Here is a 15,388-nt window from a genome sequence, read left to right as displayed (position 1 = left end):
TAATCCTCTATATTAATTATTTCTTATTGCGACGGCGAACAATATACTTATCAGTACGTTTGTTGCTACGCGTTTTCAATCCTTTGGCTTTTTGACCCCATGGAGACACAGGATGTTTACCAAAGTTACGACCTTCACCACCACCATGTGGATGGTCTACCGGGTTCATTGCTGTACCACGAACAGTAGGACGAACACCACGCCAACGCGAAGCACCCGCTTTACCTAATACGCGAAGCATATGTTCTGAATTACCCACTTCACCAATAGTGGCGCGGCAATCAGATAATACTTTACGCATTTCACCTGAACGTAGACGTAATGTTACATAAGCACCATCACGAGCAACGATTTGAACATAACTACCAGCAGAGCGAGCAAGTTGTCCGCCTTTACCTGGTTTCATTTCAATATTATGCACGGTAGAACCGACTGGAATATTGCGCATCGGTAAACAGTTACCTGTTTTAATTGATGCATCAACACCAGATTGGATCTGATCACCTGCTTTTAAGCCTTTAGGCGCTAAAATATAACGACGTTCACCGTCTTTATATAGAACCAATGCAATATTTGCACTACGGTTCGGATCATATTCCAAACGTTCAACAACTGCTGGAATACCATCTTTATTACGCTTAAAGTCGACAATACGATAATGTTGTTTATGACCACCACCGATATGACGGGTAGTGATACGACCATTATTATTGCGACCACCAGTTTTGCTTTTTGAATCAAGCAACGGTGCATAAGGCTTACCTTTATGCAACTCTGGGTTAACCACTTTAACAACGTGGCGACGACCCGGAGATGTAGGTTTACACTTAACAACTGCCATTGTTCTTACTCCTCCGAATTACTCAGCGACGCCAGCAAGGTCTAAGTTTTGACCTTCTGCTAAAGTAACGTAAGCTTTTTTCCAGTCGCTACGGCGACCGATTTGTTGACCACGACGTTTTACTTTGCCTTTAACAACAAGAGTATTTACGTCATCTACTTTAACTTCAAATAGTTGTTCAACTGCGGCTTTAATCTCTCTCTTAGTAGCATCTTTAGCAACTTTCAATACTAATGTATTTGTTTTTTCCATTGAAATAGATGCTTTTTCAGAAACATGTGGTGCTCGCAGGACTTTAAGCAGACGCTCTTCACGAATCATGCTAACATCTCCTCTACTTGTTTAACGGCATCAACAGTGATAACCACTTTGTCAAATGCAATCAAACTAACTGGATCAATACCTGCCACATCACGCACATCAACTTTATATAAGTTACGTGCTGCTAAGAAAAGATTTTCATCAACTTCAGAGGTAATGATTAGAACATCATTTAAGTTCATATCATTTAATTTCTGAGTTAATAATTTAGTCTTAGGTGCTTCAACAGTAAATGTTTCAACCACGATTAAACGTTCTTGACGCACTAATTCAGAGAAAATACTCTTTAATGCACCACGATACATTTTACGGTTAACTTTTTGGCTATGATCTTGTGGTTTTGCTGCAAATGTTACACCACCACTACGCCAGATTGGGCTCTTAATAGAACCTGAACGAGCACGACCAGTGCCTTTTTGACGCCATGGTTTTTTGCCTGAACCAGCGATTTCTGCACGAGTTTTTTGTGCGCGAGAGCCTTGACGAGCAGCAGATGCATAAGCAACAACTACTTGGTGAACTAACGCTTCATTAAACTCACGTCCGAAGGTAGTTTCGGAAACAGAAAGCGCTTGCGCGTCTTTTACTACTAATTCCATCTCTATCTCCTCGACGTTAAGCCTTGATTGCCGGTTTAACAATTACGTCACTATTGATTGCGCCTGGTACTGCACCTTTAATTAATAAAAGGTTACGTTCTGCATCAACACGCACAATATCTAAGTTTTGAACAGTTACACGTTCATTACCTAGGTGACCTGCCATTTTACGACCTTTGAACACTTTACCTGGAGTTTGGTTTTGACCGATAGAGCCATGACCACGGTGTGCCAAAGAGTTACCATGTGTTGCATCTTGAGTACGGAAATTCCAACGTTTAGTTACGCCAGCAAAACCTTTACCTTTAGATGTTCCAGTAACATCAACTTTTTTAACGTCTGTAAAAATATCAACGTTAATGCTTTGACCTACAGTATATTCGCCTTCTTCAAAACGGAATTCCCATAGACCACGACCAGCTTCAACGCCAGCCTTAGCGAAATGACCTGCTTCAGGTTTATTTACGCGGCTTGCTTTTTTGCTGCCAGTAGTAACCTGAATAGCTTGATAACCATCATTCTCAAGAGTTTTAACTTGAGTAACGCGGTTACTTTGAACTTCAACTACGGTGACAGGAATAGAAACACCCTCTTCGGTGAAGATTCGTGTCATTCCTACTTTACGACCGATTAAACCAATCATTGTTTAGACCTCTCAATCATTCAGCTTAGGATTAACCTAAACTGATCTGCACATCAACACCGGCAGCAAGGTCTAGACGCATTAAAGCATCAACTGTTTTTTCAGTTGGCTCAACGATATCAACTAGACGTTTGTGAGTACGAATCTCATATTGATCACGCGCATCTTTATTTACGTGCGGAGAAATCAATACGGTGAAACGTTCTTTGCGTGTCGGTAATGGAATAGGACCACGAACTTGTGCGCCTGTGCGCTTCGCAGTTTCTACAATTTCAGCAGTTGATTGATCAATCAAACGATGATCAAACGCTTTTAACCGAATACGGATTCTTTGGTTCGACATGAGACCAGAGCTCCACTATTTAAAAGTTATAACAAAAGATTACTCCTCTTGCCCTGTTTCGATTGACAGGAGAGTGTAATCCGTTCTTTTTCGTAATTCCCAAATCGGGAATATTGTTGATATAATTCAATATTTTTACATAAAGATTATATCTTTTTACTCATTTGCTTACATAAAGACAATAAACAAAGTGGCGGGATTATACCCCGTTAGTTAATCAACATCAAGTATTAATTATCATACAGATAGAGAAAATATGATCATTAATAGCTATCAAAAAAGTTGAGGAGCGGGGTTTTTGAGGAAATCACGTCGCCATAAAGGCGACTAATTAATGATCTTCTTTAGCGTGATTTAGGCTATATCTTGGAATTTCGACTTCAAGATCTTCGTCGGTCACTCGAGCTTGACAACTTAAACGACTATGAGGCTCAACGCCCCAAGCTTTATCGAGCATGTCATCTTCTTGTTCATCACTCTCTTCAAGTGAATCAAATCCTTTTCGAACTATACAGTGGCAAGTTGAACAAGCACAAGACATCTCACAAGCATGTTCAATTTCAATGTCATTGCGCAAAGCAACTTCTAAAATAGATTCGCCTTCTTCTGCCTCAACAGTTTTTCCTTCAGGACAAAGATCAGCATTTGGTAAAAAGGTAATTTTTGGCATAATAATCTCATTGGTTAAATATCATCAACGCTATGCCCGGTTAAGGCATGGCGTATTGATCTATTCATGCGTTTTGCTGCAAAAGTTTGCGTTGCATTATCAACATGTTTAATTTCTTGCTCAATCAAATAATAATCATCAGATCCAGTCGCTTGCTGTAATTGATTTTTAGCCTGTAATATGAGGTTAAGTTCCTCTTCATCTAATAAATCGGCATCTTTATCTAAAGCACTTTGCAATGTTTCAAGAACTCGTACTGCTTCCACTTTCTGCTCTGCAAGCATTCTTATTTGTTTATCTTGATTTGCATAATTGATTGAATCTTGAATCATGGTCGCAATTTCATTTTCTGTCAGTCCATAAGATGGTTTAACTTGAATTGCTGCCTCAACTCCTGTCGATTTTTCCATTGCAGTGACACTTAATAGGCCATCAGCGTCAACTTGAAAGGTAACTCGAATATGAGCTCCACCTGCTGGCATAGGAGGAATGCCCCTTAAAGTAAATTTTGCTAATGATCGACAATCATTAACACTTTCTCGTTCACCTTGTAAAACATGAATCATCATAGCCGTTTGGCCATCTTTAAATGTGGTAAATTCTTGTGCTCTCGCACACGGTATTGTGCTATTACGAGGGATGATTTTTTCCACTAAATCTCCCATCGTTTCAATGCCTAATGATAAAGGAATCACGTCAAGCAATAACATATCCGAATCAGGCTTATTGCCAACCAGTATATCCGCCTGTATTGCTGCACCAATGGCAACAACTTTATCTGGATCTATTGAAGTTAAAGGTTCGGTTTCAAAATAATGACCAACCAATTGTCTTACTAATGGCACTCGTGTTGAACCACCGACCATCACAACTTCACTAACTTCTTCAACATTAATTTGAGCATCTTTTAATGCTCGACGACAAACCGCCAACGTTCGTTTGACTAAAGGTTCAATTAGCGTTTCAAATTGCTCACGCGTTATAGTTAAAGATTGACCTTCTATGTTGACTAAAACAGAATCTTTCTGGCTTAGTGCAATTTTGATTTTAACCGCTTCATCAATAATTTTTTGGTTGATATGGGGATCAGTGTTCTTTTCTAAACCGACTTGTCTTTTTAAATAATCTGCAAGTAGTCGGTCAAAATCATCACCGCCAAGCACAGAATCGCCCCCCGTTGCTAAAACTTCAAATACCCCTTTATGTAAGCGCAAGATAGAAATATCAAACGTACCACCACCTAAATCATAAACAGCAATCACCCCTTCTTTGTCTGAATCTAAACCATAAGCAATCGCGGCAGCGGTTGGTTCATTCAATAATCTTAAAACATGCAGCCCAGCTAATTTAGCTGCATCTTTAGTTGCTTGTCTTTGCGCATCATCAAAATAAGCCGGTACGGTTATTACCGCCCCATCAATTTCACTTGCTAAACTCTGCTTAGCACGTTCAGCTAAAGCAATCAAAATTTCAGATGAAACTTGTACGGGATTAACTTGTTGATTAGGTAAATTTAATAAAGGAACACCATTATCAGTTTGGGAAAACGTATAAGGAAAACGCGAAATATCAATATCAGATAAGCTTCTGCCCATTAAACGTTTTATAGAACTAACAGTATTTAATGGATCACTTGCCGCATTAGTTTTAGCATTTTTTCCGACAGTTATAATAGTATTATCATCATGATCAACACCATAATGCACAACTGAAGGCAATAAGGCATCGCCTTCTAAATCAGGCAATACTTCGGATTGCCCGCTACGAACTGTTGCGACTAAGGAATTAGTTGTTCCAAGATCGATACCAATTGCTACACGACGCTGGTGAGGTTCTGGTGTTTGCCCTGGTTCACTAATCTGTAATAATACCATTTGATCTATCTCTAATTGATGTGTGACTTAATCTTAAATTATAAAGCAAATTGCTTTTCTTGTAACTTTTCGATTTGTTCAATCAACCTAGCCAGATAACGGATTTTATAGATTTGATTAAGTGCGGTTTGCCAATCTTGTTTCGAAATATAATCCAATAATTGCTGATAGACTTGTTTTTTTCGTTCTGAAATTTCCGAATAAAAATTATCTAAAAGATCAAGATTATTTTGGCTTTCAATATCATCCAATTTTTCTCGCAAACTGAATTGTTCCATTAAAAAATCAGCATCGTGAATAATATTCTGTTCTGTAGCGACATCAAATCCCTGCAAAGATAACAAATATTCAGCCGCTTTTATCGGATTTTTTAATGTTTGGTAGCCATCATTAATCATTGCCGACTTCTGAATAATTGCCACTTTTTCATTATCAGCTACCTGAGCGAAATTATCAGGATGATATTGCCGTTGTAACTGTTGATAGTTGACCGTTAACTGGCCATTATCAATTGGCAATTTAATCGGTAATTGAAATAATTCAAAATAATTAGTCAAAATTCATGTCCCAACTAAACATTAAAGCTTTCGCCACAACCGCATTCATTCTTAGAATTAGGATTATTGAATTTAAAGCCTTCGTTTAGGCCTTCTTTGACAAAATCAAGCTCTGTTCCATCAATATAAACTAAGCTCTTTTTATCAACGATAACTTTGATATCTTTATCTTCAAATACACTATCATCGTCATTAATAGCATCAGCAAATTCTAGGACATAAGCCATACCTGAGCAACCAGAGGTTCTCACTCCTAATCTGAGCCCAACCCCTTTACCTCTATTAGCTAAGAAAGCTTGAACTCGATTGGCTGCACTATTAGTTAATGTTATTGCCATCAACGTTGTCCTTTTTTGGATTTATAATCATCAATTGCCGCTTTAATTGCGTCTTCGGCTAAAATTGAACAGTGAATTTTAACTGGTGGCAAGGCAAGTTCTTTAGCGATATCTGTGTTTTTAATCGCTTCAGCTTCATCTAACGATTTACCTTTGATCCATTCAGTCACTAATGAACTTGAAGCAATGGCGCTACCACAACCATAAGTTTTGAATTTAGCATCTTCAATAATACCATCATCATTAACTTTGATTTGTAATCGCATTACATCGCCACACGCTGGGGCGCCAACCATTCCACTACCAACACTAGGATCATTTTGATCGAAAGAGCCAACATTGCGGGGATTTTCATAATGATCGACGACTTTATCACTGTATGCCATAATTTGCTCCTAATTTTAATGGGCTGACCACTTAATTTTTGTTAGATCAACACCATCTTTAAACATTTCCCAAAGTGGAGAAAGATCTCTTAATTTACCGATAGAATCTTTAATTAACTTAATAACATAATCCACTTCTTCTTCGGTACTAAATCGCCCAAGTGAGAATCGAATTGAGCTATGTGCAAGCTCATCGTTAAGTCCTAATGCTCGCAATACATAAGACGGTTCTAAACTTGCAGATGTACATGCAGAACCTGATGATACTGCTAAGTCTTTTAAAGCCATCATAAGTGATTCACCTTCAATATAAGCAAAGCTTACATTTAAGATATTAGGAACACTATGTTCTAATGAACCATTAAGGTAGACTTCTTCGATATCTTTTAAACCATTCCATAAACGGTTTTTTAATGCCAAAAGGCGGGGCATTTCTGTAGCCATTTCTTCTTTGGCTATGCGATAAGCTTCGCCCATACCAACAATTTGATGAACGGGTAATGTACCAGAGCGCATACCGCGTTCATGACCTCCACCATGCATTTGAGCTTCAATGCGCACACGAGGTTTACGTCTAACATAAAGTCCACCAATCCCTTTTGGTCCATAGATTTTATGTCCAGAAAATGACATAAGATCGACTTTTAATTTAGACAGATCAATTGGCAACTTACCAACACTTTGGGTTGCATCAACATGAAATACAATACCTCTTTCACGACACATCTCACCAATTTTTTCGATATCTTGAATAACGCCAGTTTCATTATTAACGTGCATAATAGATACCACTGTTGTATCACTACGCATTGCCGCAGCTAATTTATCAAGGTTAAGTATACCATCTGATTCTGGCGCTAAATAAGTAACTTCATAACCTTCTCGTTCTAATTGACGACAAGTATCAAGTACGGCTTTATGTTCAGTTTTACAGGTAATAATGTGTTTACCTTTAGCTTGATTGAAATGTGCTGCACCTTTAATGGCTAAGTTATCTGCTTCTGTCGCTCCTGATGTAAAAACAATTTCTCGTGAATCTGCACCAATTAAATCAGCAATTTGGTTACGTGCTATGTCAACAGCTTCTTCTGCTTGCCAACCAAATTTATGAGAACGTGAAGCGGGATTTCCAAAAACACCATCCGGTGTTAAATACTGCATCATTTTTTCAGCTACTCTTGGATCAACAGGCGTAGTAGCTGCATAATCCATATAAATAGGTAATTTCATTAATTACTCCCAATTACAAATTCTGTATTCTATTTCTTTAATTAATTCTGGCGTGATGGAGATGACTTTGTCGATTTGCGACAGCTCTTACTTCCTGATTATTCACTAGTTCGCTTAATGTGATGCTGGTCAAAAAATCGTTTATTCGTTCACTTAAATCATTCCATAAACTATGAGTAAGGCATCTTACACCTTTTTGACATCCAGTATGCCCATGGCATTTGGTTGCATGAACAGTTTCGTCTACTGCTTTAACAATCGAACTAATCGCAATTTGATCCATACTACGGCCAAGTACATAACCTCCGCCAGGACCTCTTACACTTGAGACTAGACCATTTTTACGCAACCTAGAAAAAAGTTGTTCTAAATAAGATAGTGAAATTTCCTGACGTTCTGAAATATCAGCAAGTGATACAGGGCCGGAACCAGAATGCAGCGCTACATCTAACATAGCTGTAACCGCATAACGCCCTTTTGATGTCAATTTCATTAATCATTCCTCTATATTTAATAATAAATATTTTATATATCCTTTAATTTTAGTCAAGTATTTAGTTGACTATTTTAGTGGGAATTAAGTTATCAGTTCATCATCGACGAAATATAACCAAATATGCTAATCTAATAGGCTGATTTGATACTGGAGTTAAGGAATGAATTTAGTAATACGTTGGTGTTTAATATCAAGCACTTTATTGGCAAACAGTCTATTTGTAGAAGCATCACAACATGAGTTGCGCCAAAATTATCAAAGATGGCAAAACACCTATCAATCATTAAACTATGATGAGCAACAAGCATTACTAAAACAATTAAATAATTACTCACTTTATCCTTATGCGGCTGTGCAGTTTTTTCAAAAAAATATCAAAACGGTACCACCACAACTCGTCAGTAGTTTTGTAAAAAAATATGATGACTTTCCATTAACTTCATCATTAACGCAAGCTTATTTGAATGAACTATCAAATCGCAAAGATTGGAATGCCATAGTCTCTTTTCCTAAAGACAATTCAATTAGCTCTAATTGTCGATATCAATATGCAAAATTACAAAAAAATAATGACAAATCGGTTTTAGATAGTGTCGAATCGCTATGGTTAACGGGGAAAGAATTACCTTCAGCCTGTGATCCATTGTTGGATGCATGGTCAAAAAGTGGAAAACGTACATCAAATCTTATTTTATCTCGTATTGAGCTTGCATTTGAAAGCAATAATTTAAAACTCGCTCGTCATTTAACCAACTTATTAGATGACAATAATCAAACAAATTATTTATTGGCCGTGCTTGATAATCCAAGAAAACTTGACGAATTTTCCAAAAACATTAAAACCAGCACATTTACCAAAAAAATAGTCTTAGCATCTTACCCTCGTTTAGTCAAAGCCGACAAAAATCTTGCGGCAGCATTATTACCACAACTGATAAAAAAACAGAATCTAACTGATGAGGAACAAAATAGATTACAAAGTAGCTTAGCAAATAGCTATTTTAGTGATTCAGTAACAACAGAACAGAGCAAATGGCGAGATAATTACCTAACTAAAAGCCATGATACTGCATTAGTTGAAAAACGTATTCGCATGGCTATTGATGCAAATAACTACAAAGATATTGCTCATTGGATAAAACAATTAAAGCCAGAAGACCAATTAAAAGAAGAATGGCAATACTGGCAAGCCAGAGTATTACTTAAAAATAAGAAAACCAATGAAGCCAAAAATATTTTAAAAACATTGAGCAACAACCGAGGTTTTTATGGAATGATCAGTGCTCAAGCACTTAATCAACCATATATAATCAACAATTTATCTAAAAAACTGCCAACAACAGAAGTAAATTCTTTGAAAGCCAAATATGATCAAAAACCATTTGCCATTCGAATCAAAGAGCTAAGGTTTTTAGGTATGCTAGCGGAATCAAAACAAGAATGGCGTTATATACTTAAAGCAAAAGAAAATGAATATCTCGATTTAGCTCAATATGCTTACCACAAAGGCTGGGGAGATCTTAGTATTCAAGCAACAATATATGGAAAATTATGGGATAATTGGACAGAACGATTACCTATCATGTACAAAAAGCTATATAATGAAGCTTTAAAAGATAAAGCTATTCCGCTATCTTACGCTTTAGCCATCACGCGTCAAGAAAGTGCTTTTGATGCAGCAATACAGTCTCCTGTCGGAGCAAGTGGCTTAATGCAATTAATGCCAGCAACAGCAAAAGAAACGGCCAAAAAAGTCACCAACATTAGCTATAATTCACCAAACCAATTATTTGAGCCTATGACTAATGTACAATTAGGCACTTATTTTCTAAACAGCGTTTATTTACAAAATGATAACAACCGTATTTTATCTTCAGCAGCCTATAATGCAGGTCCAAGCCGAGTAAAAAAATGGTTGAATAATAGCAACGGAAAGCTTGATGCAGTCGAATTTATTGAAAGTATTCCTTTCAATGAAACACGAAATTATGTCAAAAGTGTATTAGTATATGATTATATTTATCAGCACATTTTAGGGGAACAAACCCCACATATACTGACAAAAAAAGAATTTAATAGACAATACTAATGGTGCATTACATGAAAACTAAAGAATGGAACCAAACGGCTGAAATATTACACCAAGCATTTAATAACGGTTATTCATTAGATATTTTAAAACTACTGATGACATCTGATGAACGTGATGCTTTAATTACACGAGTCAAAATTGTACGCTCATTACTTGATGGATCAATTAATCAGCGCCAGCTTAAAGATCAACTGAAAATCGGTATTGCAACAGTCACCAGAGGTTCAAACAGTTTAAAAGAAGCAACACCTGAATTTAAAGCATGGCTAGAAAAGATTTTATTGAACTCTAATGACTAAAAACTATCGTCAATATTCATGACGATAGCATGTTATAACGATAGGTTTGATTGAATATTGACTTCTTCATCCGCCACAACAGGGACACAATAATCACATTCCATGCTAAGGATATCTTCAAAACATTTTACAGAATCATCATGGTGATTATGATGGATTTCAATTAAACAGCTTGAACTACGCAATCGCACTTTTAAGGCTGGCATCGCCGCTAAATGGACTTGAGAAATAAAATCACTAAAATTTTCTGGTGGACCGATATATTTAAAACAAAGATATAAACCACCTTCACTAACAAAAGGCTCAATATGCTCCAAATTGTTATTGTGATCTAAAGCAATGGTATATAAAAGTTCTTGCTCATTAGCATTATCTTTACTTTTTAAAATACGACTAAAAGCAAAGATTTTGTCGGGTAAACATTCACTCTTGTTCTCATAATGAGACAGATAATTATGAAAAAACTGCGATCTTAATTTATTTTCTTCATCTAAAATTTGGCTCAAATTACAGTTATTCTTATATGAAATTCCCCAAAATGTTTGCTTTGGCATATTAACGAATTTAGGTTCAGGTAAAGAGAGTCGATTTTTATTTAATTCAATAGCCGGGGTTAAGCCAGTTGGATCCCAAAATTCACCTCGTCGATAGCTGGCTGGTGTTTCATTAAATTGTTTTTTAAAAGATCGGGTAAAAGTTTGTTGTGAATCAAAACGATATTGCATAGCAATATCTAAAATAGGTTTGCTTGTCATTCGCAAAGATAATGCCGCATAAGTTAATCTGCGGTGACGAATATAAGTACCGAGCACTTGACCGGTTACTTCTTTAAACATCCGTTGTAAATGCCACTTTGAATAACCTGATTTTTGGGCAACATTATCAATAGATAAGGGCTGCTCCAAATTTTTTTCAATCCAAACGATAAGATCTGAAATAATACTAACTTGATTCATAAAACCCCATCATAAAGTGAATTGGCAGACATCATGCGATTATGACTTAATCCCAGCAATAAGCAAGATTTAAATCGAAAAATTTTTAACAATAAGAATGGCTTCCCGCTTGATGTTCAGTAATATCTTTAACGCCTGCTAATTCAGGGAATTCCGCAAGCAATTGCTTTTCAATACCCTCTTTTAAAGTAAAATCAACCATTGAACAACCATTACAACCACCACCAAATTGCAATATAGCATAATTATCTTCAGTCAATTCCACTAAGCTAACATGGCCACCATGACTAGCTAATTGCGGATTAACCTGAGCTTGAATAACATAATTAACGCGCTCAATTAATGGGGCATCATCCGCAACCTTTTTCATTTTTGAATTTGGCGCTTTTAAAGTTAACTGTGAACCTAATTCATCTGTCACGTAATCAATCACGGTTTCTTCTAAAAAAGGTGCACTAATTTCATCGATATAAACAGAAAAACCTGCTTGTTGTTCTTCTTCGATATCACCATCTTCAACAGTATCTGCCGGACAATAGGAAACCCCACATTCAGCAGATGGCGTGCCAGGATTAATAACAAAAACCCGAATTTGAGTACCATCAGGCTGATTAGCAAGCAATTTTTTAAAATGTTGTTGAGCTGATTCAGAAATGGTAATAATAGACATAATCCCTCACTTTGACACGATTGACATTGATAATCCTCAACATCATCGATAATAGTTGACTTACTCTCTTGGTTATTATAGGGGGTGTTTTGGATTTTACAAGACGGTCCGACACAAACAAACTACCTGCACATAAGCGGCACCACTCTCTTTTAATTGCTGGCTAATAACATTTATCGTATTACCGGTAGTAACAATATCATCAATAAGCATTACCGATTGATTGGTTAAATCAGAGTGACATCGAAAAAGTGTTTCTACATTACTCATTCTTTGCTTAAGCGATAGGTTCTTCTGATCGCGAGCTGCAAATTTTCGCGACAATAGGTAAGGCTTAAATTCTCGATTTAACCATCTAGCTATTGGCTTAGCCAATAATGCCGCTTGATTAAAACCTCTAGACCAATAACGAAAATGGTGTAAAGGGACACAAGTCACAATGTCAGGTTTAGCAAGACCATCACTTAATCGACGTTGATACCAGGCTAAAAACATTAACCTAGCTAATGCGTTGGTTAATTCAATTTTATTATGAAATTTTAAATGTTGAATTAATTTTTTTAATGGATCGATATAGCCTGTTACAGCCACCATTTCATCCCAATAAGGTCTTTTCTCTCGGCATCGATAACATTCATTTGTTGATAATGAGTGAGGAAGGCAGCATTGATGGCAAACTTTATTAAGCTTCGGTAAGTTTTCTATACATTGACTGCAAATTCCATGGTGAGATAACACCAAAGGCATATTACATAAAATACATCGCATCATCATTCAGAAAAAAGTTGAGGAACGGGGTTTTTGAGCTAATTAATGGATTAAAAATAGTCATAAAGAAGAATATCAATTTAATAATATTCTGGATTATAGTGAATATAAGTCATTTTTTACTGGTTTAGAAAAATATTGCGATTTACCACACAAAATTTTAATTGATTTTGCATATTTATGATTTCAATTAAACCAATATTAGGTATAATTTGCCGGCAATATAATAATAAGGATTCATAAAATGAAAAAAATCAAAGTGTTATTTATAGGAATATTATTAACCCTCTTTTCAACCATTACTTTGGCTGATACTAAAGTATTAATTCAAACCAGCATGGGCGATATTGAAGTTGAGTTAGATAGCGAACATGCTCCAATCACTACGAAAAACTTTCTTGATTATGCTAATAGTGGTTATTACGAAAATCTAACATTCCATCGTGTCATTCCTGGATTTATGATTCAAGGTGGTGGTGCTGATGATCAATTAAAATTTAAAGAAACTAAACAACCCATCAAAAATGAAGCTAATAATGGCTTAAAAAATGATCGTGGAACTATCGCAATGGCAAGAACCAATGCTGTAGATAGCGCAACTAGCCAATTCTTCATTAATGTTGTGAATAACGATTTCCTCAACTACCAAGGACCAGAAAAATATGGCTATGCTGTTTTTGGAAAAGTCACCAAAGGAATGGATATTGTTGATAAAATTGTGAATGTACCAACTAAACGTATGGGACCACATCAAAATGTGCCTGTTGAGCCAGTTTATATTAAAAAAGTTACAGTTGTTGAAGATAAACAATAAGTTTATTTAAAACCAATAAATATTTCATGCAAACCATCTTAATGATTTAAGGTGGTTTTTCTCAAATCATCAAATAATAGTATTATTTTTCTAATTCGTCACAAGCCTTTTGAAAAGCTTGATCACAAGACTGCTTGAAATACTCTTTAGCTAACGATCTATTTTGCTCCACTCCGTTACCATTATAGTACATGATAGCGACATTGTACTGTGAAAAAGGATTACCTTGTGCTGCCGCTTTTTCAAACCAGAGAAATGCCTTTTGTTTATCCGCTTCGGTTCCTTCACCATTAAAATACATAGCTGCTAAATTGTTTTGAGCATTTAAGTAACCTTGTTCTGCAGCTTTAGTGTACCAAAAAAGAGTTTTTTGTTTATCCTGCTCAATTCCATCGCCTTGATAATACATCTGCGCTAAATTGAATTGGGCTTCAAGGTGACCCAGTTCTGCCGCTTTAGTATACCAATAAGCTGCTTTTTGTTTATCTTGCCCAACGCCTTTACCCTCATCATATACAAGTGCTAAATTGAATTGAGCATTAGGGTTATTTTGTTCTGCTTCTTGATGACATTGAGCGAAAAACTTTTCAAAATTTATTTTATGAAAATTTAGTTCGCACAGGCTAGCGTGAACGGCGGGAAAAAATAATAATATAATCCATAATATTTTTTTCATGGCTTTCCTTATTTCACTATAATCAACAATAGCTTAATTAGAAATTTAGTACCTATAAAATTATTGATAAATATTATAAATAATTCTTAAATTCACCTTTAATTATCAAGATTAAAGATAATCAAACGCTTTTCAATTAATTGAAATAAATGCTTTTGTGTAAAACTATCTTCATATTGAAGATAGTTTTTCTAATTTATTTAATTATTTCTACAAAGTATTATCACAAGCAATTTGTAGCCCCAATGAACAAGCTTGTTTTAGATACTTTTTGGCTAAAGCTTTATCTTTTTCAACACCTTCGCCCTCATAGTACATAACAGCTAAATTATTCATTGATTCAGCTTTGCCCTGATCTGCTGCTTTTTTATACCAAAATGCTGCCTTTTTTTTGTCTTGAGCTATACCATCACCTTCATCATACATAATAGCTAAATTATGCTGAGCATCGGCATCACCTTGTTCTGCCGATTTTGTATACCACAATACAGCTTTTTCTTTATCTTGCTCTACACCCTCGCCATCATCATACAGAACTGCTAAATTAAATTGCGCATCAGAGTCACCTTGTTCAGCACTTTTAGAGTACCAATTAAAAGCTTTTTGTTTATCTTCTTCAGTACCTTCGCCTTTATCATACATAACCCCTAAATAAAACTGTGCAACAGAATCACCATTCGGCGCTTCTTTTGTACATGCCTCAAAAGCTTTTTCAAAATTTTCTTTTTCAAATTCTGTTTTACAATCACTTGCATAGACAGAAACTGAAAATAAAAGGGGTATCAGTGTTAATAACTTTTTCATACTATTCCTCA

20 protein-coding genes are annotated in these 15,388 nt (G+C 36.0%); 3 read left to right on the top strand and 17 right to left on the bottom strand.

The window, feature by feature from the left end; genetic code table 11:
• Nucleotides 1–16 precede the first annotated feature (16 nt).
• From rplB to iscR, 12 genes are all read right to left on the bottom strand, one after another.
• Complete coding sequence (rplB, locus tag J3T98_RS08375) at nucleotides 17–841, bottom strand: 50S ribosomal protein L2 (RefSeq protein ID WP_065562943.1); 825 nt, start codon at nucleotides 839–841, stop codon at nucleotides 17–19.
• A gap of 18 nt (nucleotides 842–859) precedes the next feature.
• On the bottom strand, nucleotides 860–1,162 hold the full coding sequence (gene rplW, locus J3T98_RS08370; protein WP_034885052.1) for a 50S ribosomal protein L23: 303 nt from the start codon (nucleotides 1,160–1,162) through the stop codon (nucleotides 860–862).
• Complete coding sequence (gene rplD / locus J3T98_RS08365) at nucleotides 1,159–1,761, bottom strand: 50S ribosomal protein L4 (protein ID WP_065562944.1); 603 nt, start codon at nucleotides 1,759–1,761, stop codon at nucleotides 1,159–1,161. The genes rplW and rplD overlap by 4 nt, the downstream gene beginning before the upstream one ends.
• A gap of 16 nt (nucleotides 1,762–1,777) precedes the next feature.
• Nucleotides 1,778–2,404 carry a 50S ribosomal protein L3 gene (gene rplC / locus J3T98_RS08360; protein WP_034902384.1) on the bottom strand — a complete coding sequence of 209 codons (627 nt, stop codon included), beginning with the start codon at nucleotides 2,402–2,404 and terminating at the stop codon, nucleotides 1,778–1,780.
• 31 nt (nucleotides 2,405–2,435) lie between these two features.
• On the bottom strand, nucleotides 2,436–2,747 hold the full coding sequence (gene rpsJ, locus J3T98_RS08355; protein ID WP_006120582.1) for a 30S ribosomal protein S10: 312 nt from the start codon (nucleotides 2,745–2,747) through the stop codon (nucleotides 2,436–2,438).
• Nucleotides 2,748–3,078: 331 nt separating this feature from the next.
• Nucleotides 3,079–3,417, bottom strand: a complete 339-nt coding sequence (gene fdx / locus J3T98_RS08350; RefSeq protein WP_065562946.1) for an ISC system 2Fe-2S type ferredoxin — start codon at nucleotides 3,415–3,417, stop codon at nucleotides 3,079–3,081.
• Between the two features lie 14 nt (nucleotides 3,418–3,431).
• Nucleotides 3,432–5,291, bottom strand: coding sequence for a Fe-S protein assembly chaperone HscA (hscA, locus tag J3T98_RS08345; RefSeq protein WP_267362624.1), 1,860 nt, complete (start codon nucleotides 5,289–5,291; stop codon nucleotides 3,432–3,434).
• Nucleotides 5,292–5,329: 38 nt separating this feature from the next.
• On the bottom strand, nucleotides 5,330–5,848 hold the full coding sequence (gene hscB, locus J3T98_RS08340) for a Fe-S protein assembly co-chaperone HscB (RefSeq protein WP_065562948.1): 519 nt from the start codon (nucleotides 5,846–5,848) through the stop codon (nucleotides 5,330–5,332).
• Between the two features lie 14 nt (nucleotides 5,849–5,862).
• Nucleotides 5,863–6,186 carry an iron-sulfur cluster assembly protein IscA gene (iscA, locus tag J3T98_RS08335; protein ID WP_065562949.1) on the bottom strand — a complete coding sequence of 108 codons (324 nt, stop codon included), beginning with the start codon at nucleotides 6,184–6,186 and terminating at the stop codon, nucleotides 5,863–5,865.
• On the bottom strand, nucleotides 6,186–6,572 hold the full coding sequence (gene iscU / locus J3T98_RS08330; RefSeq protein ID WP_267362623.1) for a Fe-S cluster assembly scaffold IscU: 387 nt from the start codon (nucleotides 6,570–6,572) through the stop codon (nucleotides 6,186–6,188). Before iscU ends, iscA begins: the two co-directional genes overlap by 1 nt.
• A gap of 15 nt (nucleotides 6,573–6,587) precedes the next feature.
• Nucleotides 6,588–7,802: an IscS subfamily cysteine desulfurase gene (locus tag J3T98_RS08325; protein WP_065734977.1), complete on the bottom strand. Its 1,215-nt coding sequence runs from the start codon at nucleotides 7,800–7,802 to the stop codon at nucleotides 6,588–6,590.
• Nucleotides 7,803–7,839: 37 nt separating this feature from the next.
• Nucleotides 7,840–8,295 carry a Fe-S cluster assembly transcriptional regulator IscR gene (gene iscR / locus J3T98_RS08320; RefSeq protein WP_065562952.1) on the bottom strand — a complete coding sequence of 152 codons (456 nt, stop codon included), beginning with the start codon at nucleotides 8,293–8,295 and terminating at the stop codon, nucleotides 7,840–7,842.
• Between the two features lie 163 nt (nucleotides 8,296–8,458).
• On the opposite strand from iscR, the gene sltY reads away from it, so the two are divergent.
• Together sltY and trpR are read left to right on the top strand one after the other, a co-directional pair.
• Nucleotides 8,459–10,387, top strand: coding sequence for a murein transglycosylase (sltY, locus tag J3T98_RS08315; RefSeq protein WP_267362622.1), 1,929 nt, complete (start codon nucleotides 8,459–8,461; stop codon nucleotides 10,385–10,387).
• Nucleotides 10,388–10,398: 11 nt separating this feature from the next.
• Entirely contained in the window at nucleotides 10,399–10,689 is a 291-nt protein-coding gene (trpR, locus tag J3T98_RS08310; protein WP_267362621.1) for a trp operon repressor, read from the top strand.
• Nucleotides 10,690–10,721: 32 nt separating this feature from the next.
• On the opposite strand, the gene robA is transcribed toward trpR, so the two are convergent.
• The 3 genes from robA to J3T98_RS08295 form a co-directional block, all read right to left on the bottom strand.
• Complete coding sequence (gene robA, locus J3T98_RS08305; RefSeq protein ID WP_065562955.1) at nucleotides 10,722–11,645, bottom strand: MDR efflux pump AcrAB transcriptional activator RobA; 924 nt, start codon at nucleotides 11,643–11,645, stop codon at nucleotides 10,722–10,724.
• Nucleotides 11,646–11,730: 85 nt separating this feature from the next.
• Entirely contained in the window at nucleotides 11,731–12,309 is a 579-nt protein-coding gene (nfuA, locus tag J3T98_RS08300) for a Fe-S biogenesis protein NfuA (RefSeq protein ID WP_065562971.1), read from the bottom strand.
• Nucleotides 12,310–12,411: 102 nt separating this feature from the next.
• Entirely contained in the window at nucleotides 12,412–13,083 is a 672-nt protein-coding gene (locus tag J3T98_RS08295) for a phosphoribosyltransferase family protein (RefSeq protein WP_176713969.1), read from the bottom strand.
• Nucleotides 13,084–13,327: 244 nt separating this feature from the next.
• Between J3T98_RS08295 and J3T98_RS08290 the strand changes: the two genes are divergently transcribed.
• A complete protein-coding gene (locus J3T98_RS08290; RefSeq protein WP_220225316.1) occupies nucleotides 13,328–13,897 on the top strand; it encodes a peptidylprolyl isomerase in 570 nt (189 codons plus the stop codon).
• 82 nt (nucleotides 13,898–13,979) lie between these two features.
• On the opposite strand, the gene J3T98_RS08285 is transcribed toward J3T98_RS08290, so the two are convergent.
• Both J3T98_RS08285 and J3T98_RS08280 read right to left on the bottom strand, forming a co-directional pair.
• Nucleotides 13,980–14,573 (bottom strand): tetratricopeptide repeat protein, encoded by a 594-nt coding sequence (locus J3T98_RS08285; protein WP_267362620.1) that lies wholly within the window; start codon nucleotides 14,571–14,573, stop codon nucleotides 13,980–13,982.
• Nucleotides 14,574–14,783: 210 nt separating this feature from the next.
• Complete coding sequence (locus J3T98_RS08280; RefSeq protein WP_065734983.1) at nucleotides 14,784–15,377, bottom strand: tetratricopeptide repeat protein; 594 nt, start codon at nucleotides 15,375–15,377, stop codon at nucleotides 14,784–14,786.
• Between the last annotated feature and the right edge of the window lie 11 nt (nucleotides 15,378–15,388).

This window comes from Gilliamella sp. B2772, assembly GCF_026536985.1.
Lineage (GTDB): Bacteria > Pseudomonadota > Gammaproteobacteria > Enterobacterales > Orbaceae > Gilliamella > Gilliamella apicola_E.
The sequence above is the reverse complement of the archived record's forward strand: the minus strand, read 5'-3'. Positions and strand labels throughout refer to the sequence as shown.